This window comes from Anaerolineales bacterium (assembly GCA_030583885.1).
In the GTDB taxonomy this organism is placed as follows: domain Bacteria; phylum Chloroflexota; class Anaerolineae; order Anaerolineales; family Villigracilaceae; genus Villigracilis.
Window position 1 is genome coordinate 1747960 of record CP129480.1, and the last position, 21550, is coordinate 1769509.

General features: G+C 52.3%; 22 protein-coding genes. 11 read left to right on the forward strand and 11 right to left on the reverse strand.

Going from position 1 to position 21550, the window contains the following annotated elements:
* Positions 1-11 precede the first annotated feature (11 nt).
* Genes accC through QY332_08790 form a run of 7 tightly spaced genes read right to left on the reverse strand, consistent with a single transcriptional unit; the run spans position 12 to position 9752 of the window.
* Entirely contained in the window at positions 12-1520 is a 1509-nt protein-coding gene (gene accC / locus QY332_08760) for an acetyl-CoA carboxylase biotin carboxylase subunit (protein WKZ38020.1), read from the reverse strand.
* An 18-nt stretch (positions 1521-1538) separates the two neighbouring features.
* Complete coding sequence (locus tag QY332_08765) at positions 1539-3086, reverse strand: acyl-CoA carboxylase subunit beta (GenBank protein ID WKZ38021.1); 1548 nt, start codon at positions 3084-3086, stop codon at positions 1539-1541.
* On the reverse strand, positions 3070-3465 hold the full coding sequence (locus QY332_08770) for a hypothetical protein (GenBank protein WKZ38022.1): 396 nt from the start codon (positions 3463-3465) through the stop codon (positions 3070-3072). The genes QY332_08765 and QY332_08770 overlap by 17 nt, the downstream gene beginning before the upstream one ends.
* A gap of 1 nt (position 3466) precedes the next feature.
* The gene (locus QY332_08775; protein WKZ38023.1) at positions 3467-5536 is read right to left on the reverse strand and encodes a hypothetical protein; all 2070 of its coding nucleotides are present in this window, start codon (positions 5534-5536) and stop codon (positions 3467-3469) included.
* 37 nt (positions 5537-5573) lie between these two features.
* Positions 5574-6605, reverse strand: a complete 1032-nt coding sequence (locus QY332_08780; protein ID WKZ38024.1) for a zinc-binding dehydrogenase — start codon at positions 6603-6605, stop codon at positions 5574-5576.
* Between the two features lie 21 nt (positions 6606-6626).
* Complete coding sequence (locus tag QY332_08785; protein WKZ38025.1) at positions 6627-8582, reverse strand: glycosyltransferase family 39 protein; 1956 nt, start codon at positions 8580-8582, stop codon at positions 6627-6629.
* Positions 8583-9752: an acyl-CoA dehydrogenase gene (locus tag QY332_08790; protein ID WKZ38026.1), complete on the reverse strand. Its 1170-nt coding sequence runs from the start codon at positions 9750-9752 to the stop codon at positions 8583-8585.
* A 295-nt stretch (positions 9753-10047) separates the two neighbouring features.
* Here QY332_08790 and QY332_08795 point away from each other — a divergent pair, with 295 nt between their 5' ends.
* The 11 genes from QY332_08795 to QY332_08845 all read left to right on the forward strand — a co-directional run bounded on the left by QY332_08795 (position 10048) and on the right by QY332_08845 (position 18851).
* Positions 10048-11277 carry an ABC transporter substrate-binding protein gene (locus tag QY332_08795; GenBank protein WKZ38027.1) on the forward strand — a complete coding sequence of 410 codons (1230 nt, stop codon included), beginning with the start codon at positions 10048-10050 and terminating at the stop codon, positions 11275-11277.
* Positions 11278-11352: 75 nt separating this feature from the next.
* Positions 11353-12390, forward strand: a complete 1038-nt coding sequence (locus QY332_08800; GenBank protein ID WKZ38028.1) for an ABC transporter ATP-binding protein — start codon at positions 11353-11355, stop codon at positions 12388-12390.
* Between the two features lies 1 nt (position 12391).
* A complete protein-coding gene (locus QY332_08805; protein ID WKZ38029.1) occupies positions 12392-13297 on the forward strand; it encodes an ABC transporter permease in 906 nt (301 codons plus the stop codon).
* Positions 13287-14111: an ABC transporter permease gene (locus QY332_08810; protein ID WKZ38030.1), complete on the forward strand. Its 825-nt coding sequence runs from the start codon at positions 13287-13289 to the stop codon at positions 14109-14111. Before QY332_08805 ends, QY332_08810 begins: the two co-directional genes overlap by 11 nt.
* A gap of 134 nt (positions 14112-14245) precedes the next feature.
* A complete protein-coding gene (locus QY332_08815; GenBank protein ID WKZ38031.1) occupies positions 14246-14665 on the forward strand; it encodes a hypothetical protein in 420 nt (139 codons plus the stop codon).
* Positions 14662-15159: an SET domain-containing protein gene (locus tag QY332_08820; protein WKZ38032.1), complete on the forward strand. Its 498-nt coding sequence runs from the start codon at positions 14662-14664 to the stop codon at positions 15157-15159. Before QY332_08815 ends, QY332_08820 begins: the two co-directional genes overlap by 4 nt.
* A 3-nt stretch (positions 15160-15162) precedes the next feature.
* Positions 15163-16599 (forward strand): glycosyltransferase family 39 protein, encoded by a 1437-nt coding sequence (locus QY332_08825; GenBank protein WKZ38033.1) that lies wholly within the window; start codon positions 15163-15165, stop codon positions 16597-16599.
* An 8-nt stretch (positions 16600-16607) separates the two neighbouring features.
* Positions 16608-17222 (forward strand): CPBP family intramembrane metalloprotease, encoded by a 615-nt coding sequence (locus QY332_08830; protein WKZ38034.1) that lies wholly within the window; start codon positions 16608-16610, stop codon positions 17220-17222.
* Between the two features lie 4 nt (positions 17223-17226).
* Positions 17227-17667: a GNAT family N-acetyltransferase gene (locus QY332_08835; protein WKZ38035.1), complete on the forward strand. Its 441-nt coding sequence runs from the start codon at positions 17227-17229 to the stop codon at positions 17665-17667.
* Between the two features lie 10 nt (positions 17668-17677).
* A complete protein-coding gene (locus QY332_08840) occupies positions 17678-18292 on the forward strand; it encodes a helix-hairpin-helix domain-containing protein (protein WKZ38036.1) in 615 nt (204 codons plus the stop codon).
* 7 nt (positions 18293-18299) lie between these two features.
* Positions 18300-18851 carry a class I SAM-dependent methyltransferase gene (locus tag QY332_08845; protein WKZ38037.1) on the forward strand — a complete coding sequence of 184 codons (552 nt, stop codon included), beginning with the start codon at positions 18300-18302 and terminating at the stop codon, positions 18849-18851.
* A 45-nt stretch (positions 18852-18896) separates the two neighbouring features.
* Here QY332_08845 and QY332_08850 read toward each other — a convergent pair whose 3' ends face one another.
* The 4 genes from QY332_08850 to QY332_08865 form a co-directional block, all read right to left on the reverse strand.
* Positions 18897-20048, reverse strand: coding sequence for an acyl-CoA dehydrogenase family protein (locus tag QY332_08850; protein WKZ38038.1), 1152 nt, complete (start codon positions 20046-20048; stop codon positions 18897-18899).
* A 72-nt stretch (positions 20049-20120) separates the two neighbouring features.
* Positions 20121-20459, reverse strand: coding sequence for a DsrE family protein (locus QY332_08855; protein ID WKZ38039.1), 339 nt, complete (start codon positions 20457-20459; stop codon positions 20121-20123).
* Between the two features lies 1 nt (position 20460).
* Entirely contained in the window at positions 20461-20697 is a 237-nt protein-coding gene (locus tag QY332_08860) for a DUF2007 domain-containing protein (protein ID WKZ38040.1), read from the reverse strand.
* Positions 20694-21527 carry a YwiC-like family protein gene (locus QY332_08865; protein WKZ38041.1) on the reverse strand — a complete coding sequence of 278 codons (834 nt, stop codon included), beginning with the start codon at positions 21525-21527 and terminating at the stop codon, positions 20694-20696. The genes QY332_08860 and QY332_08865 overlap by 4 nt, the downstream gene beginning before the upstream one ends.
* Positions 21528-21550 lie beyond the last annotated feature (23 nt).

Below are 21550 nucleotides of genomic sequence, written 5' to 3' on the forward strand. Positions count from 1 at the left end.
TAGATCATCCTTTAGCGGTGCATTCGTTCCCAGCGGCCGACCCATTTCCAGTTGCTTGTGTCACGCTCGTTGCGGCGGACGATTTGAGCCGAGCGCTCAGTTTGTTTGTGAGCGACCAGCGTGGCAAGGATGGCGGCAATCTCGGCGCTCGAATTCTTGATTTCGGAAGAGCCCTCCATCGAGAATCGTTCTTCCACAAAACGGGTATCAAACTGACCGCCCATGAAGCGGTGAGAATCCATCAGGGTTTGATGGAAGGGGATGTTCGTCCGTACGCCGACGATGCGGTATTCCTCCAGCGCGCGGCGCATTCGCAAAATGGCTTGGGCGCGTGTCTCACCCCACACGATCAATTTCGCGATCATGGGATCGTAATAGGGTGTGATCTCGAAGCCTGGATAAACGCCCGTATCCACGCGTACACCGGGTCCGGTGGGCAGCAGGCTGTGCGTGATCCGCCCCGTGGACGGCATGAAGCCATTGAACGGATCTTCGGCGTTCACGCGGCACTCGATCGCATGCCCATTGGTTTGGATCTGTTCCTGTGTATAACTCAGCTGCCGGCCCCGTGCGACGCGGATTTGTTCCGCCACGATATCCACACCGGTCACCATTTCGGTCACGGGATGTTCCACCTGCAGGCGCGTATTCATCTCTAGGAAATAAAAATTACGGTCCTTATCCACAAGAAATTCGATGGTGCCGGCATTGACATAATCCACGGCCTGTGCGGCTTTCACGGCAACGCTCCCCATTTTTTCACGCAGCTCATCATCGAGGAAAGGGGACGGCGCCTCTTCCAAAAGTTTCTGATGGCGGCGCTGGATGGAACATTCGCGCTCACCGAGATGGATCACGTTGCCATGTGAATCCGCCATGATCTGGAATTCGATATGGCGTGCACCTTCAACCAGTTTTTCCAGATAGACATTCCCGTCGCCGAAGGAGGATTCCGCCTCGCGTCTTGCGGACTGGAGCAGGGTCGGCATTTCCTCCAGGCTTTTTACCTCCCGCATGCCTTTTCCGCCGCCTCCGGCAGTGGCTTTGATCAGCAACGGAAAGCCAATTGTTGGTGCGGTCTTCAGCAGGTCTTCATCGGTCATGTTGCCAACAGCCTCCGTGCCGGGCACAACCGGCACACCGGCCTTGATCACCGTTGCGCGTGCCTTGCCTTTATCGCCCATCGCCGCAATGGAGGATGGCTTTGGACCGATAAAATTGATTTTCAACTCTGCGCAGGTTGCGGCGAAGTCTTCACGTTCCGCCAGAAACCCATAGCCGGGGTGGATGGCATCTGTGCCGGACTGTTTGGCAATGTCCAGAATTTTATCCGCCCGCAGATAGGATTCCCGTGAAGGCGCGGGGCCCAGCAAATAGGCTTCATCCGCATAACGCACGTGAAGCGCATTGCGGTCGGCTTCAGAAAAAACAGCGACGGTGTCAATGCCAAGTTCACGGCAGGCACGGATGATGCGCACTGCGATCTCGCCTCGGTTTGCAATCAGGACTTTTTTGAACATGAGCTCTCCTCGTCCCTCTTATAGCGGGATATTCCCGTGCTTTTTGGCGGGATTTGCATCGCGTTTGTTGCTCAACATTTCCAGCGCGTTGATTAAACGCGGGCGGGTTTCCTTCGGCTCGATCACATCATCAATATATCCCCGTTGTGCAGCAACATACGGATTGGCAAATTTTTCCTTATATTCCGCAACCAATTCGGCCTTCCTTTTAACGGGATCCTTTGCGGCATCAAGCTCCTTGCGGAAGATGATGTTTACCGCGCCGTCCGGTCCCATCACCGCGATTTCGGCGGTGGGCCAGGCAAGGTTCACGTCACCGCGGATGTGCTTGGACGACATCACGCAGTACGCACCGCCGTATGCCTTGCGGGTGATGACAGTCAATTTCGGCACCGTTGCTTCGCAGTAGGCATAAAGCAATTTGGCGCCGGAACGAATAATGCCGTGATGTTCCTGGAAGGTGCCCGGCAGGAAACCGGGCACATCTTCAAACGTGATGATCGGGAAATTGAAGGCATCGCAAAAACGCACGAAGCGGGCCGCTTTTTCACTTGCATCAATATCCAAAACGCCCGCCAGGACCGCAGGCTGGTTTGCGACAATACCGACGGAGTGTCCGCCGAGGCGTGCAAATCCAACCACGACATTCTGGGCGTAGTTCTCGTGGATCTCGAAGAATTGTCCACTATCCACGATCATGCGGATGACTTCCTTGATGTCGTATGGTTTGTTCGCATCATCAGGGACAATCTCGTTCAGACCCTCATCCATGCGCAGGGGGTCATCGCTCGGCACAAATGGCGCGTCTTCCATGTTGTTTTGAGGCAGATACCCAAGCAGTTTGCGGATGAGGTACAGCGTATCCGCTTCACTGTCCGCGGCGATGTGGCATACCCCGGATTTTTCGGAATGCACGCCCGCGCCGCCAAGCTCCTCCTGGGTTACCTCTTCATGAGTCACGGTTTTTACAACATCCGGTCCCGTGACGAACATGTAGGAGGTATTGCGCGTCATGAAAATAAAATCCGTCAATGCAGGGGAGTATACGGCGCCGCCGGCGCACGGCCCCATGATGGCGGAAATTTGTGGAATGACGCCTGAAGCCATGGTGTTGCGCAGGAAGATATCTGCATAACCCGCAAGCGAAACCACGCCCTCCTGAATGCGCGCGCCGCCCGAATCGTTCAAACCGATGATCGGCGCACCGTTCTTCATGGCCATGTCCATGATCTTGCATATCTTTTCGGCATGAACTTCGCCAAGACTCCCCCCAAAAACGGTAAAATCCTGCGAGTACACATACACGAGCCGCCCTTCCACAGTGCCCCAGCCCGTCACGACGGAGTCGCTCATGAATTTTTGTTCGTTCAACCCGAAATCATGCGTGCGGTGAACTACAAATGGGTCCACTTCGCGGAACGAGCCTTTATCCAGCAATAAGTCAAGGCGTTCGCGCGCGGTCAGGCGCCCCTTTTTATGCTGCGCGTCAATCCGCGCCTGGCCTCCGCCAAGTCGCGATTGTATTCTCGTGTCATTCAGTTTTTGGATTTTAGATTGTTTGCTCATACGCCTCTCTCGACATTGATTTGACGGCAAAGAAAATTAAGACCAGCAGCCCCAGATTTACTATAACAGCAAAGACCAAGTTTGGTCGCGGATATTGGAAAAGAAACCTCTCGCTCCAATACCAGACCGTATAAGCTGCTGCAGTCCCGAGGAGCAGTTTTACCGACCATGCCTTTTTCTGCCACATTCCCCAGCAGAGCACAATGCCGATGGTTACCCAAAGCCCGCCAATTACCGCGCCGAGCGCTGGTGTGAGGCCGGCTGAGAACTCGGTCAGTACCCCGCTCCAGGCAAGCGCCGTCCACGCCCGCAGGAGATTCCACATTGTTAGGATTAACACCAGCCATAGCGCAAGGGTTACAGGGAAAGTGCGTTTCATCCTAATATTTCGGTTCTTCAAGCAGATACAATAATCCCTTCCCGCCGTACGAGTCAAACCGGACAAGATAGGGCGCAAATTGACCATGGTATGGCGGCATGAGCAGAAGTTGCGGGTTTGCAAAAACGATGGTCATGCCGCGTTCACGTAAATACGGGGCCGCTTCCCCGTTTTGCACTGCCAGGAAATATTCGTAACTGTTGATCAGCCCGTCCATGTTGACGATCGTGCGGTCATGGATCAGGTAGCCCACGTTGCCTCCGCCGGTCATGCCGATGACGCTGCCAGGTGGTGTGTGCTCTTCGAGATATTCCAGTACCTCCATGTAGGGACGGTCTGCAGGGAAGTAGTTGTGTTGCATGATGGAAGTAATAACCTTGCTAAAATTGTAGGCGGAATATGTGCTGAACAGGAGCAGCGCAATCACTGCTGTTTGATGTACGAACGTTATTTTTAGCAAGAGTCTTAGTAACAGATCAGTCAGCAGGCCGCCGGCCAGCGTAATCATTACCATCTGGCTTATCCAGTACCATTCCTTTGCACCGCCGTAGGAGGTGGTTGTGTAGGAAAGGATGTGAATCCCGCAGCCAGCAGCGAGAGGCAGGAGCGCCATCCTTGAAATGGATAATGCAGTGTGGCGTTTGTTGATAAACAAAACAAGCATTGCCAGCAGAAAAAACAGGAGCATTGCAATATAGTAGCGATCCCCCACTTTGTCTGCGCCAGGATACAAGGGACGCAAGGTTTCCGAACCCCAATAAAAAATTTCAGACAAGGGCTGCCAGCTATTGAAATGATCCCTGCCGATGCCGAGGAAGGAGAACCAATTGGAGGCAGGTCCTTCATACAGGGTGATTGGCATGCTTCCCCACCAGCGTTTCACCTGCCCGCTGACTGGGCTGGATGTGCCAAACAGGACCTTGTTGAAGAGCATATATGCCGCTAGGAATCCGCCGACGATACCATAGTATGTGGAGCCTTCGGAGAACCACTGCCTCCAATTTGCTTTGAATTCACTGTGGGGTAATTCTGAGGATGGCATGCCTGCTTTGCCGAACCAGGCCGCGGCGAGTCTGAGCGCAAAGAGGAGCGACAGGCTGATGCCCCAATCCAATACAAGGGCGGTGCGGGGTAAGTTTTTTCCAAATCCAAATTGAATAAGGAGTGCATAGAGAATCGCAACGATAAGCGTGCTGGCAGTCATTGCGAAAAAAGTCTGGCCGAACGTTTTCCAGATCGGGTTTGCACGCGGATGTTGATATGCACCAAGGAAATAGAGCGCAATTGTTTTGACGATCACTGCCAGAATGGCGGCTTCCACTGCTGAGGATGCGTAGAAATCGTTGTAGGGTGTAATGCCAGTTCGCAGTGCAACTGAACCTGTCATGGATGCGAAAATGATGACCATATCCAGCGGGAGCAGGTGGCGGAGGGGTTTGCCGCGAAAGATGATCCATGTCCCTGTAATGACGGCGAGGAAGACCAGGTCCAGCCTGCTGAACATGACCATCACTGCGATGAGCGCGAGCCCGGCAATCTGGCGGGGTTTTACTGTTGTTGTGCGCCATTCATTTTCAAAACATGAGAGTTTATAGACGAAATATACAATTGAGAATGCCGCCAATGGTGTTTCCAACCCGTATTCGTAAACGTTCAAATGGATATAAAAATTGAAAGCCCAAAAACATGCGGCAGGAATTGCAGCCGCCTGGGAAAGGTTGTTTTTTATCAACCTGTAGATCAGCACCGCGGTTGCCGCCTGAAAGCCGGCGGTGGCCAACAGCAGTATCCGCAAGGGCAGGATCAGGTCAAAGCGGGCGAGCGCAAAGATCGGAATGCAGATAACCATCCACAAGGGATGATACCCATTGGTTGGGTTAATGCCGTCGAAGGTGCTGCCATGCCCCTCGGCAATATTTTGCGCGACCTTGAAATAATAATAAGCATCATCGCGTTTGAACCATATGTTGGGGAAGGTGTACGCATCCGCCAGCGCCGCATAAAGGTGGACGCTTAATATGATGATAATCAGCAGGACTTCAAAGAGGGAGAAGCGTTTAAGGAAATTCATTTTTTCATGGGTATTAAGGATGCCCATTATAAGCGTTCTATGCAATAGCAAGGGTAATCTTGCCAAAATTCTCACCGCGCCATAATCTTTCCTGTGCGGCGGCCGCTTCCTGCAGCGGAAAGGTCTGGTCAACCACGGGGCTCAATGTGCCCGCCGCGATCAGATCCATCACCTCGGCAAATTCTGCAAGTGTGCTCATGGTGGAGCCGATGATCGCAAGATGTTTCGCGAAGATATAGCGGTTGTCAATTTCGAAGCGGGGCGCACCGCTATTGCCAACTGTCAGCAATCGTCCGCCTTTGCGAAGCGCGCGCAGACTTAAGGGAAAGGTGGCGCCGACATTGTCGATTACAACGTCCGCCCCCCGCTTTCCCGTCGCAAAAAAAACTACCTTCGACCAGTCTTCCTCATTTGAACGATCAATCAAAATATCCGCGCCGAGCGCTTCGGCTTTCTCAAGTTTCTTTGAATTGGATCCGATGACAATGACCTGCGCACCAAGATATTTCGCGATCTGGATGCTGGCAGAATTCACACCGCCGCCTGCGCCGACAATGGCCACCGTTTCCCCCGCTTTAACTCCCCCGCGTTTGACCATCGAATGCCATGTGGTCTGATAAACCAAAGCTGCGGCAGCGGCTTTGTGAACGTCGAAATTGACAGGGAGTTTATACAGCTGTCGGACTGGCAGGCATACATACTCAGCATATGTGCCGCGGACTGTTTCCCCCAGCAAATGCCATTTGAGACACATGTTATCCTGCTTGTTCACGCAAAATTCACATTGGCCGCATCCCAAATTGGCGTTGATGACCACAGGGTCGCCAACCTGAAGACCGCTAACGCCTTCCCCAAGTGCGGATATTTCACCGGCGCCGTCTGCGCCGTTGATGTGGGGGAGTTCCAGGTTCAATCCCTGCCATCCATTGCGAACCATTACATCCATGCGGTTGAGCGCAGCCGCATGCAGTCGAATCAACGCTTCGCCGGGCCCGGGTTGAGGCGTGGGGAAGTCGGTATACTCAAGGACTTCAGGCCCGCCGTGTTTGTGGAAGAGGATTGCCTTCATTTTGAGATGAAACGTGCCATTTTATGGGGTATTCTCATATTCGTAAAGCCAGTACAGGATTTTCTGGTCAACGTCCTTTCTTTCATGAAGAACACCATTGGGGTATGCGGTTTCCACATCAGGAAGGTAGCTCGTGACCTCTGGAAGGAATATAAACACCAAATGGTCAGATTCAGGGACCGGGTTCTCAGCTGAGCCCCAGGGTTGGTGAACATCAAAGCCTTGCACTTGCGGTGCAAGGTAGGAAATGCTGGGAATGGAATAATATCCCATGATGTCGGTGGTGAAGAAAAAAGCCTGTGTGCCTCGCGGCTTGTCTTTCAAGTCGTTTGCCAGGTGCTGGGCTATCACGCTCGCTCCGCCTCCAAAATCAATGACGGTTTTAGGGGTGTATGTGTTAAAGTAGAAATTTATATCATCCGCACTCAGAAAAACTGCGATCCCAATCAACACTATGGTCAACACCCGGGCGGATCTTTGCCAGAGCCGTTCGACCAAATCGCCAATTTTATCCAGCCCACGTGCGAGGATAAGGATACAGACAGGTGCGGCAGCCACATATCTTTGCGCTGCCGGGGTTGATTCGCTCAAACCGCCCAGCAGGACATACACCGCCAGCCAAAGGAGCAGGAAGATCGAGCGGCTGTCTTTTGGGCGCGTCATTAAATGGACCGATCCCAACAGGAAGAACCCCGCGTATAACGGTCGAAGAAAGGATGTTTCAGGGCGGTACCAGTGTTGCAGGGGAAGATGTGTGAAAGCCAGGACGCCAAGACCAATCTGTTTCAGAAGGATTCGCCAGGCGGGCAATCCCGTGATCGCCACCTCATTCTCCAGCCAGGATCCGAGAATGCTGACCCTTGAAAGCGGCGCCAGATATTGTTCGGGATATATGATGTAATACCATGCGAGGGGAAGGAAAACGACAATCATCCCAAGGGTCATCAAAATCATATTTGCGAGCGAGCGTTTTAATTTTGGAAGATTGAATATCGCGGTGGAGATAAGACCTCCAAAGACGACGATCAACAACGCGCGACTGCTCGGGTAAAAATATTGCGACAGCCCAAGCCCAAGCCCGGCCAGCAGGAAGGCATTGCGGCTTTCCCTTTCCCACGCATACCATGCCGCGCCGACAGTGATCACAAAAAAAAGCCCGTCCCAGATATTGTTTAATCCGATACGGCTGAAGTGCATATGGAAGTGAAAACCCGTCAGTGCAAGAGCGGCGATGAGCCCTGTCCGTTTGCCGAACATTGCATGCCCCGTCAGATAGATTCCCCCAACCGTCAATGCGCCGGCGATCGCTGAAGGGATTCGCAATGCGGCTGTGGTATTTCCAAACAATGATATTGATGCGGACGGAACCAGAAAATACAGCCCTGGAAAAGAATACCAGCCGGCTGAAAAAGGATTGTTGGATTCTCCCTCTATAAATCGAATGCCGTGCAACCCGGCGGACGCCTCGTCACCATTCAGAAGGATTGGAATGTAATTGGTTGCAATGGCACGGAACGGCAGGGCCAGGAATGCAAAGCCCAAAGCAAACAGGAAAGGTTTCCATTTCGACCGCAGGTTTAGGTCATTTGGTTTCCAACAGCCAAGCATATATAAACCAATACTGATCAGCCATGCTGCCCACGTCCCGATTGGGCTGATCATTTTTTCGCCATCGCCCGCCGCAAAATGTGCAAGAATCGAATAAAAGATCGATAGAAAGATGGCGACAACCTGCCATGGTTCAAGGTTTAGCCAGATGCCGGGTCTTTTTAGCATATGCTCAATTTGTGCACTGATCTTTTCATCCCTGGCTGTCAAGATCCCGAGCAGGTAGAAAACCAGGCCGCAGAACAATAAAACCATTGATTCTGTACGCTGCCCAAGGGGCAGCGCCGCCTGAACGATTTGGCCCAGGATTGCCAGCATACTGCCACCCGCCAGCAGGCATGTCGCCAGATTGCGCTGCGATGATGCCATTTATTTAATCCCCAACTCGCTACGTGAAATCACAATCCTTTGAATTTCGCTCGTGCCCTCGTATATTTCGGTAATCTTTGCATCGCGGAAATAGCGTTCAACGGGCAGTTCCTTGCTGTAGCCCATGCCACCGTGAATTTGAACAGCCTGGTGCGTGACGAACATTGAGGTTTCCGATGCAAATAATTTTGCCATGGAGGCCTCCAGCGAATAGCGTCCGCCGCCCTGTTTGGATTTTTCTTTTGCAATCGCAGCATTGTATATTAACAAACGGGATGCCTCGATACGCGTCTTCATATCTGCGATTTTGAACCCCGTTCCCTGGAATGCTCCGATCGGTTGACCGAACGCTTCTCGCTGACCCGCATATTGCCTTGCTGCTTCGTAGGCTGCTTCCGAAATCCCAAGCGCCTGGGTGGCAATGCCGATGCGTCCTGCATCAAGAACGGTCATTGCTATTTTAAAGCCTTCGCCTTCCCCGCCGAGTCTGTTCTCAACAGGGATTTTACAATCTTCAAAGATCAGCTCGCTGGTTGCGGAGGCACGGATGCCAAGTTTTGGCTCCTTCTTTCCGCGGGTGAGGCCGGGCATGCCGCCTTCAACCAAAAATGCGGAAACGCCTTTTTGCTTTTTATCCGGATCGGTCATCATAAAGACGACGAAATAATCTGCAACAGGTCCGCTGGTAACCCAGGATTTGCGGCCATTCAATACGTAGAAGTCGCCGTCGCGCGTGGCGCGTCCTTTCATGGTCCCTGCGTCTGAGCCGCTTTGAGGTTCAGTGAGGGAATATGCGCCAATTGCCTTGCCAGAGGCGATCGGTGTGATGAATTTCTTCTTTTGTTCCTCCGTGCCAAATTTGAAAATGCCGTGACAATATAATGAATTATTGACGGACATGATGACACCGTGCGAAGCATCCGCTTTGCAGATTTCTTCGAGCGCGAGAACGTAGGCGAGGGCGTCCATGCCTGCACCGCCATATTGTTCGGGAACCTCGATCCCCATGAATCCCATTTCACCCATTTTTTTTATGGTGGCATGAGGGAATTCTCCGCTTTCATCAAATTCCCCCGCAATGGGGGCGATTTCTTTTTGCGCAAAATCGCGCGCGGCATCGCGGAGCATTTTGTGTTCGTCCGTGAGCGGAAAGATGGGGAGGTCTGTCATTGGCTGGTCTCCAAATTGTTTTTTAGGATTATACCGCGTGGGGATGATTTGGGACTTTGTCGGAGTGGATTCTGCCTGTTTCGGTGATGCAGGTTTGAGCGCGGGCGGAGGCGGATGCCTAATCGGAAATTAATGATTGACTTTCGTTTCCCATTCCGTATAATTATGAACTTAAATCTGCCGCATCGAACATGTGGCGCAGGTGTATTATACATACCTGAAAGGAGGTGGCGACGGGGCTGAAATTTGATTTTATTGTCTGGACGTGTTTAACAATTCAAAAGGAGAGAGAATAATGAAGAAGTTTGCTTTTAAACTGCTGGTCCTGTTTGTATTTGCCAGTTTCGTGCTTGCGGCTTGTGGAGGCGCGGCTCCTGCAACAGATGCTCCTGCCCCTGCTGCCACACAGGCTCCTGCATCGTCCGATGCGCCTGCAACCGAAGCGCCCTCGATGGAACTCGAAGGTGAGGTTTCCATTGTTGCCTGGGCGGGATATGTCGAGCGCGGCGAGACCAGCCCAGACTTTGACTGGGTGACTGAATTCGAGGCCCAGACCGGTTGTATGGTGAAGGTCAAAACTGCCGCAACTTCTGATGAAATGGTAGCGTTGATGAATGAGGGCGGTTTTGATCTTGTGACTGCTTCCGGCGATGCCTCCAACCGCCTAATCTCAGGCGGCAGGGTTCAGGCGATTGATATTTCCCGAATCCCGAGCTACAGCGAAATTGATCCGCGTTTGCAGGATGCCCCTTGGCATACTGTGGACGGCGTCCACTATGGCGTGCCGTATTCATCCGGGCAAAATGTCCTGATGTACAACACCGATGTGTTTGGCGATCAACCGCCCACAAGCTGGGATGTGGTCTTCGAAGAGATGACCCTGCCTGATGGTCAGTCCAACAAGGGCCGCATTCAGGCGTATGACGGGCCCATCTATGTCGCGGATGCCGCGCTGTACCTGATGTACAACAATCCTGAACTGGGTATTGCCAATCCCTACCAGTTGACCCGCGATCAATTCAATGCTGCGATCGAACTGCTCCGCCAGCAGCGCACGTTGATCAACCGTTACTGGCATGATGCGTTCATTCAGATGGACGACTTCACGAATGAAGGCGTTGCCGCTTCGGGTTCCTGGCCCTTCCAGGCGAACCTGCTGAAGGGTGGCGGCGCCCCGATTGACAAGGTTGTTCCGGTGGAAGGTGCAACGGGCTGGGCTGACTCGACCATGCTGCATGTGGATTCCGAGCATCCCAACTGCGCTTATGCATGGATGGAGTGGTCGCTCAACCCCAAGGCACAGGGCGATCTGGCTGCCTGGTTCCAGAATGTCCCCGTCCGCCTGGATGCCTGCGAAGGCAACCCCCTGCTCGGGGAAGAAGGTTGTAAGAACAACGGCTCCGAAGATTTCGATAAAATCTGGTGGTGGCGCACTCCCACCACGGATTGTGGTGATGGTCGTATGGAATGTGTTCCCTATCATGAATGGGTCACAAACTATGTAGCCGTTATCGGCGGCCGTTAGTATTAAAAACCATTTGTATCAGGCGGGGTAATTCCCGCCTGATACACTATTATTTGATGAAGAGCTGCCAATCTCATGAATAATTCCTCCGCGCCCGCCATTCGTTTTGATAAAGTGAGCCGTTATTTTGGGGAGGTGAGAGCCGTCGACCAGGTGGACCTGGAGGTTAAGGATGGCGAGTTTTTTTCCATGCTTGGTCCATCAGGCTCGGGGAAAACCACCTGCCTGCGCATGATTGCAGGGTTTGACAGGCCCACTTCCGGATTTATCCATTTATATGGACAGGAAGTTTCCAGCCTGCCGCCTTATGATCGGGATGTCAATACGGTATTTCAGGATTATGCATTATTTCCACACATGAACGTGGGGGATAACATTGCCTATGGTTTGATGGTGAAAAAGGTCGCCAGGGAAGAGCGCTTAAAACGCATGGAAGAGATGCTGGAACTGGTGCAGTTGACCGGTTATGCCGGACGAAAACCCTCACAGCTATCCGGCGGACAGCGTCAGCGCGTCGCGCTCGCCCGCGCACTGATCAATCATCCCAAGGTTCTCCTGCTCGATGAGCCGCTCGGCGCATTGGACTTGAAACTGCGCCAGCAGATGCAAATCGAACTTAAAGGGATTCAAAAACGGGTTGGCATTACCTTTATTTTTGTCACGCACGACCAGGAAGAGGCGATCACCATGAGTGACCGCATTGCTGTTTTTAATCAGGGCAAGATCGAGCAGGTTGGTTCACCCTCTGATATTTATGAGAGACCCGCCTCTGCTTTTGTGGCGGGCTTTGTCGGGACATCGAACCTTGTCAGCGGGGAAGTGGCAAGGCGCACCACAGGCTCCGAACAGACGTTTTCCATCCGTCCTGAAAAAATCCATCTCGGTTCGGTCCATGACAAACCCGCAGGTGATATGCTCTCTCTGGAAGGCGTGGTCCGCGATGTGGTGTATCTCGGCTTATACACCCGCTATCTGGTTGAGATCGAAAGCGGAGCGGATTTGGTGGTTATTGAACAAAACCTCAAGACCACTTCGATGGATGTGCTTTCTGCAAAGGGACAAAAGGTAAGGCTGTCCTGGCACAAGGATCACATCAGCCGCATGGGAGGCTGAAATGATTAACCGCCTCTCCACATTTTTCTACCGGCGTCCAAAACTGGTTTTAGCCCTGTTCCTCATTCCGCCATTGCTCTACATGGTGGTGGTGTATCTCGGCTCGTTATTCTCCCTGTTGATCAATAGTTTTTACGCCATCGACGATTTCACCGGCCTCATCATCCGCGAGTTTACGCTTAAGACCTATGTACAGATATTCAACCCCGCCAACCGGGAAATCTTCATGCGTACTGCCACAATGGCAACCATCGTCACCATTGTGGATGCACTGGTCGCATTTCCGCTGGCATATTACATCGCAAAATTCGCCTCGCCAAGGCTGAAGACCTGGCTTCTCATCGCAGTGACAATTCCGCTCTGGTCAAGTTATCTTGTGCGTGTCTATGCCTGGAAGTTGATCCTGGCAAAGGAAGGCATCCTTTCCTGGTTCATTAATATATTCGGTTTAAGCGGCGCTCTTGACTGGCTGTTGGGTTTGCCGAATATCGGGGGGTCGTCCCTTTCGCTCTCTCCGATCGGGATGTTCATTGTGTTCGTGTACATCTGGCTCCCGTACATGATCATTCCCATACAGACCGCCCTGGAACGTGTGCCCGCCTCCCTGCTGGAAGCCTCCAGCGACCTGGGTGCAAAACCGCTTCAAACCTTCCGCACGGTGATCCTGCCATTGGCGTTTCCCGGCGTTGTGGCCGGTTCAATTTTCACTTTTTCACTGACACTGGGCGACTTCATCGTCCCGCTGACGCTGGGCAATTCAAAATTTTTCATCGGACAAGCCGTCTTTTCCTATCAGGGAACTGGCGGGAACATCCCTCTTGCCGCTGCAATGACGATGGGACCGGTTGTCATTATGATCGTCTACCTGCTCATTGCCCGTAAACTTGGAGCGTTCGATGCCCTCTAAATCATCCGACACCCGCCCCAGAGCCTCCTGGGGTTTGAAGTTCGCTGCGCTGGGCACCCTGCTTTTTCTGCATGTGCCTATGTGGATCATTTTTCTCTACACACTCACGCCCGACGAAACCACCTATACATTTCCATTACCGGGCTTTACAACCAAATGGTTTGGCGTTGCATTGGGGCGCGCAGACCTGTGGCGTTCGTTGACTCTTTCCTTTCAAGTTGCCACAGTCGCCACCATCGCCGCATTGATATTGGGTACGCTCGCCGCAGCAGCAGTCTATCGCAGTAAATTCTTTGGACGTGAGGCGATTTCCTTCCTGCTTGTTCTGCCAATCGCTTTGCCCGGCATCGTCTCCGGCATTGCCCTGCGGACTGCCATTGGCGGGTTGAGCATCCCTTTTTCTTTTTGGACAATCGTCATTGGCCACGCCACCTTCTGTGTCGTGGTCGTTTACAACAACGTGCTGGCCAGATTCCGCCGTACCAGCGCATCCATGATCGAAGCCTCCATGGATTTGGGCGCGAACTCCTTCCAAACTTTCCGCCATGTTGTACTCCCCAATATTGCAACCGCACTCCTTGCTGGCGGCATGCTGGCGTTTGCGCTTTCGTTCGATGAAGTCATTGTGACAACATTTACCGCGGGTCAGCAGACCACGCTACCGATCTGGATTTTCAGCCAGCTTTCCCGTCCGCGTGACCGCCCTGTGACCAACGTCGTGGCCACTATCGTCATTCTTATCACTTTCATACCGATCTTCCTCGCACAAAAGATCTCGGCAGGCTCATCGGACACGGAAGGCGAAACGAAATAGCTTTTTGCAGACGATTGGAGCGGCAGGGTTAACCCTTGTCGCTCTTTTTTGTTTATATGCCCGCGGTCGTAAATTGCGCTCTCCCCATTCGGTAAATGCGCGATTTGTGACCGCGCTGGGTATAATAGTCTCTTATGCGTTCCCCCATCTGGAAGTTTGAAGCGGACTTGACCAATCGTCTTCTCGCCTGGGGTGTTTTTTCGCTTCTTGCCGGACTGTATCTCTGGTCCGCCACAAATGACTTTGGGCGCGGCTTTGGCATTCAGTGCGTGGCTTGGGGTGCTCTGGATGCTGTCATCGCCGTTGTCGGGGCGAGGAAAGCCGCTCGACGCAAGTCCACAGCTGACCCGAAGGAAGAGGCGCTTTTCATCCGCAAGGTGTTATGGATCAATATCGGATTGGATGGCCTCTATATGCTTGGCGGCTTCTGGGTCCTCCAGACATATTCAGCGACTTTTTGGCAGGGGACGGGCTGGGGGATAATCGTGCAGGGTGCGTTTTTGTTCTTCTTCGATCTACTTCACGCGTTGCGTGTGCCAACCGAGGTGCAATGACCTTTTCCTATCTCAACTCAAAATGTGAAGCACGCGGCCATGTCAAAGGCGGGTGTGGTGTTTTTGCGCGCGAAATGGTTTTGAAGGATGAACTGGTTTCCTTGTGGGGAGGGAAGATAGTCCGCAGGGATGAACTAGACCCGGCCATGCCGCGCTTCACTCAGCGTGTTTTGCAACTGGACGAAGACTTGTATTTATTGACCGCCGAGGAAAAAGAGCCCAATGATTGTTTCAATCATTCCTGCGAACCGAATTTGGGTTTCTTCGGGCAGATCGGGCTGGTTGCCATGTGCGATATTGAAGCCGGCGAAGAGTTAACCTTTGACTATGCCATGTCTGACGGCGGCCCATATGATGAATTTGAATGTACGTGCGGTTCACTGAACTGCCGCGGCAGGGTAAGCGGCAATGACTGGAAGCTGCCGCAGCTTTGGAAAAGATACGACGGATATTATTCGCCATATCTTGCGAGAAGAATCAAGTCATTACGATAGTCCATGAAAAATTCCTTCCCGGTCCGCATTTATTGTGCCGCGCTTGTGTTGCGTTTGATACCCGTCCTGCTTACCCGCGGACTGGGAATTGGCCTGGATGACATGTTCCAGTATGATATGCTGGCGCGCAGTTTGGCTTCCGGTAACGGCTTTCGCTGGTATGCACAAGAAGACTTGAAGCTGCTCGAGCCGTATGTGGATTTTGACCTCTCGACAGCGAAAGAGTATGACCCGCAATATGGACTTTACACCTCCTTCCGTGCGCCTTTATATCCTACGTTTTTAGCAATAGTTTATTTTTTCAGCGGGCTGGATGTCTCCCGTTTCTTTGCGGTTCGTTTGGCGCAGGCGGTTTTTCTCGGCGCGCCGCTTGCCCCGTTGACCTATCTGGTTTCCCGTCGTTTATTCTCTGACTCTGAGAAAACGGCGAAAATCTCTGCGTGGATCGTTGCCTGCTATCCCATGCTTCTCGTCTATCCTCTCGGCCTGGGGACTGAAAATCTATTCTTTGTGTTGTTTCTTGCCTCCTTCCTTTTTCTGCTCAAATCCATTGAATCCCCATCACCTGTCCACTTTCTGCTTTCCGGCCTCCTTCTTGCCTTGGCCACACTTACTCGATCTGTCATTCTTCCTTTTGCAGGCCTGGCCATTCTTTATCTTTATTACCTCCATCGTAGACGGGCTTTATTGAGCGCATTTGCCTTTGTTTTGGTGATCGCCCCATGGATTCTCCGCAATTCACTGTTGCACAATAAATTAACGGGAATCGAAACGTCCATGGGATACAACCTGTACCTTGGCTATCACCCCGAAGGGAATGGCTCGTTCGTCTTTGGTCCATCGCTGGATCTGCTTACCATCATGGATGATGCCGAACGGGATAAGGTTGGAACGCAAAAAGCCTTGGGTTTCATAACAGCCCAGGCCGAAAGGCTTATCCCATTGGCCGTGAGCAGGCTTGGGCTTTTCTTTGGACTGGAAAAACGTGTTCTGATGTATTTTTATTCCAATAATCTTATTGGCTTCATTCCCAAACCAGCCTTGCTGACCATTTCTGTAGTTTTACTCCTGCCGTTTGTGCTGGTCTCAACTTCAGCTGTATTTGGATCTTCCTTTTTGAGGCGGAATCCGCAAACGATTTTGTTGATCTTATTGCTGTTTTGCTACGTTTTACCACATGTCTTGATTCTTTCAGAAGACCGTTTTCACCTTGCGTTGATCCCGTTTTTTGCGATTCTTGCCGCGCATTGCTGGTCAGGCGGCACGCAGGCACTGTCTGCCCGCTGGCACGAGTCTGGGACTGGAAAACTGGCTGTGAGCCTTGCCCTTTTTGCTTTGGTTCTGCTTCTGTTCAATTGGGGATTTGAACTTCATCGTGATGCGGATAAAATTACCGCCCTGCTTGGGCTTGACGGCAACAAGACCTACTTTCCTTATTGAGGGAGAAGATGAAATATTTGCTTGGCGAAAAACTGAATTTTGACTGGAAGATCGTTACTGTGACGATCGTCAGCACGTTATTGCTGATGGTGGATCACTATCATAAACTGACCCCGTACAAATACTGGGACCGTGTCATTCTATATCTCGTCATTCCGCTCCTGCTCACATTGGTCCTGTTTCGGGAGAATCCGCGTGAGTACGGCTTATCGTTTGGCGATTGGCAACTTGGTTTGGTGTTTACCATGCTGGGGATTCTTTTCATGGCTCCGATCATTTATTATCTAGGAAACGGTGACGAATCCATGAGAATGTATTACGGGCGTTTCCTGCCCGGTCTCCCATGGACGACCTTCCTCGATCTGATCGGCTGGGAATTTATTTTCAGAGGCTGGATTTTGTTTGCATATGCCCGCAAATTTGGGCCGGAAGCCATGTGGCTGCAGGCTGTGCCGTTCGCGCTGGCGCATATGGGCAAACCTGAAATTGAGACCCTTTCCACCATCTTTGGCGGATTTGCCTTCGGCTGGGTGGCATGGCGTACCAAATCCTTTGTCTGGCCTTTTCTGATTCACTGGTTCATTTCCACGTTTATTATTCTTGTGGCCGCGGGGACGGTGTAAGCGGATGCTCACGTATGAGATTCGCCCTGCGCTAAAATCAGAATCGGCTCAAATCAAGGACTTGATTCATTTGGTTGGGATCAACCCCACAGGCCTGGACTGGAAGCGGTTTGTCGTGGCGGTCAATGAACAAGGCGAAGTCATTGGCTGCGGACAAATCAAGCCTCACGGGAAAGACATCCTTGAGCTGGCTTCGATTGCAATTCCGCCCGGGCAGCGTGGAAAAGGTATTGCGAGGAAGGTCATTGAAGTGTTGCTGGAAAAAACGCCGAGACCGCTGTATTTGATGTGCATGTCCCACAACGGCCCCATGTATGAACGGTTTGGGTTTCGAGCCATTGCATACGAGGAAATGCCGCGCTATTATCAGCGCATCAAAAAGGTCTTCGATATTGCGAACATGATTCGGCGCGAGGAGGAATTGCTTGTGATGAAGTTGGAGTAAAATCCAGGCTATGAGAAGTGCGCTGTATGTTTTGCTTGGAGTGATGGCGGGCTTTGCACTTGCGGGGTTGTTGGTATTCATTTCGCGCGCACCGGCCGGTCAGCCGGTCGTGTTACAGCCTGCGCCTACCAAAGCTCCGATAGCCGTGCATGTGATCGGTGCGGTGCCGCGCCCGGGTCTGTATCAATTTTCTGAAGGTGCACGAGTTCAGGACGCGATCGACGCAGCGGGCGGCCTGCTTGCAACTGCCAACGTAAATGCAGTCAACCTCGCCGCTCTGTTGACCGACGGCCAGCAGTTGAATATTCCCTATAAATCAGGGAGCGAGCCATCGGATGATACAGGTTTGCTTGAACTGCCCGGCTCGTCGGGAGCGAACGGATCCTCATCGACAACCGAAGACCTGTCTTCATCTGAGCCTTCGGACAATAAACTAATTAATATCAACACAGCCACATTGCAGGAATTGGACTCGCTGCCCGGCATCGGCCCCACCCTTGCCCAGCGAATTATTGACCATCGCAATGAAAATGGCGCCTTTTCCACCATCGAGGAGATCATGGATGTATCAGGCATCGGCCTCTCCACCTTTGAAAACATAAAAGACCTGATCACAGTAAATTGATGTTCCCATGCCCGCATTTGACCATTTTGCCCTGATCGCCCCGTTCTATGCACGTGTCGCATATTCCAAAGTGGATGTGATGCGCGAGGTTGCATCCCTGCCTGTGCGCGGGACTTTGCTGGATGTGGGCGGCGGTACAGGACGGGTTGCCTCAGCGATCCGTAATCTTGTGGATGATGTGATCCTTGCTGATGTATCCTTCGGGATGTTGAAAGAATCGCCTCGGGCTGCGCTCAAATCTGTGTGCGGAGGGTCTGAATCATTGCCCTTCGCTGATAATTCCTTCGAGCGCGTTATCATGGTGGATGCGCTCCACCATGTTTTGGACCATGCCGATACCGCCCGTGAGATGTTCCGCGTGGTAAAACCCGGGGGGCTGCTGGTTATCGAAGAACCCGATATCCGCACATTTGGTGTGAAGTTGATCGCAATTGCGGAAAAGATGTTGTGGATGCGGAGTCACTTCCTCGCGCCTGCGGAGATTGTAAAATTATTTGGAATGGGGGAATCTCGTATTAAGACGGAAGATGGAACGGCATGGGTAATTATTGAAAAATAAAATGCTCCGGCAGGCCCCGGCTAAGGATCGGAGCATTTTTCCCGTTTACTCGCTCGACAACACGTGCCTTGCGATCACCATTCGTTGAATTTCGCTCGTCCCCTCGCCGATGGTCATCAAACGCGCATCGCGGTACATTCTTTCCACATTGTATTCGCGGCTGTATCCATACCCGCCATGGATTTGAATGGCATCGTAAATGACCCGTTCCGCCATTTCGGTCGCATAGAGCTTTGCGATTGCCGCCTCCTTGTTGTAGGGACGTCCCAGGTCTTTAAGCCATGCGGCTTTGTATAGATACGTGCGGGCCAGTTCAATTTCCATCTCCATGTTTGACAGTTTGAACTGGGTTGCCTGAAACCCTGAAATGGACTGCCCAAACGCCTTGCGTTCGCGTGCATAGTTGACCGCTTCCTCCATAGCCCCGCGTGCCAGTCCCACTGAGATCGCACCAATGCTGATGCGTCCCGCATCCAGCGTGGACAAAGTCTGTTGCAGACCATGTCCCTCTGGACCGACCATATTCTCCAAAGGTACACGCACGTTGTCGTAGGTCACTGCATGCGTGGGGGAGCCGCGCATGCCCATCTTTTTTTCAGCGGGTCCAATGCTCAAGCCCTTTGAATTTGTTGGGACGAGGATCATGCTCAATGACTTCGAGCCGCCCTTTGGGTCTGTGCGGACGAGCGTAAGAATGTATTCCGCAATGCTCGCATTCGTGCACCACATCTTTGCGCCATTGATACTCCATTCATTCCCGGCCTTTTCCGCCTTGGTGCTTACGCCGCCTTTAAGGTCTGAGCCTGCTCCAGGTTCCGTGAGCGCCAGCGCGCCAAGTTTATTTTTACCTTCCGCAACCATGGGAAGCCACTTTTTTTTCAATTCTTCACTTCCATAGCGGGCAATCGGGGCGGATCCAAGTCCATTGTGGGCGGCAAACGCCAGCGCCGTGGAGCCGCAGCCCCAGCCCAGCTCCTCCATGGCGATGACGAGGGATACCCCATCCACGTCCGAGCCGCCGTAGGCTTCAGGGATGCTCAAGCCGAGCAAACCGATCGGTCCACCCTGATGGACTGCATCCCAGTTGAATTCCCCCCTCTCGTCCACTTCATGCGCTTTGGGCCTTACCACCTTCGCCACAAAATCATGAACGATCCTCCTCCATGCCTTTTGCTCGTCATTCAGATCGAAATCCATTTTTTCTCCCGGGTTAATATTTTGCCGTGCCGGTCATGGTGGATACTGTCCGGTCTTTGAAATGACGGCATATTATAGTGTGATCACTTTCGCGGCTTTCATCTGCGCTTCGATAATATCGGGCATCCCGCCAACGATGCCAATTTTTACCCTGTCGGTCAGGTTGTAAAAATCCAGACAGGTTGAGCACAGGATGAGACGAACCCCTTTTGCCTCCAGCGCCTGTAATTGCTCGAGAACAGGCGAACCTTCACAAACCAGTTTCACGCCCTCGGTGTAAAAACACAACACGGCGGGCAGGTCGTCATTTTGAGCCAGCAGTTCAAGGTACTTTCCCATCAATTTTAATTGCAGAGACTCCTCTGAATGGCCCATCCCATTTTCCCTGATCACGACAACGGTATCCAACATGTTATTTTTCCTCATTCAGAAATAGTTTCAGTGCCTTGCTTGCCTTTTTGATCTTTTCCTTGGGCACGAACACCTGCACGCTCCCCAGCCCCGTGATCCCAACGGGGTAGGCGCTCTGCCCAATGGATTCTTGAAACAGCTCCACGTCGATACCCTGCGATTCAAGGTAACTCTTGAGCAAGTCCGCTTCCATGCGGTTGTTCAATTCAACAAGCAATTCATACTTCATATCGTTCATGTCTGCCTCCAAAACACGATGAACAGGATCGTCCATAGTATGCTGACCATCAACTGGCGGATCCCGATCCGTGTGGGTTTCCAGCCAATTGCGGGATTCGTAATTCCCCAGATTGTTTCCAGCCATTGCACCAAAAAAGGGATGAAGATAAAACGCGGGATAAGATTTGAAAGGCCCAACACGCTGGATGCGGCCAAGTTAAACGAAGTATACAGGAAAGCGCGGTTTCCCATCCGCCACCAAGCGCTTCGACTTTTCGCCGATGCCTGACTCTGTTCCAGTTCACGTTGACCCAGCCTCAGGTATGCGTACACAATGCTCGCTGCAGATTGCAACCACGTCAGCACCCACAGCCACCAGCCAAGCAGGTCATATTCGCGGATACCGACCCAGTACGCCGCCGGCGCAGCCAGTGACAGCACCCCTGTGGCGATGACCTCCACGCCCGCCTGCCTTCTCTCCGCACGTTTGCTTACAAGTCGTAAGTGCCATGCAAAGACGGGAATCCCTGGCACCGCAAGGTAAAGGACATAACCAAAACCCTCCAGGATAAGCCCGAGCAATGCCAGGGCGGCGATACCGCCATAGATGAGCACCCAGAAATGGGCGGCGGGAAGATCCGCCTTCGGGCGGCGGCCCGAGTATGCCTTGACGACGACTGTCATCGGCTGGCGGACCAAAAATGCAGACATCGCCGCGATGATAAGGTGGAGAGTGGCGTAGGTGAAACCCCTGCCCGCAAAGATGCCCACCAGTAAGGGGCTTAAGATAAAGACCCATGAACCGTGGTCCTGCGGCAGGGCGATCTGGTTTTTGAGATATTTTTTCATCCCATGCAAGCATACAAGAAAAA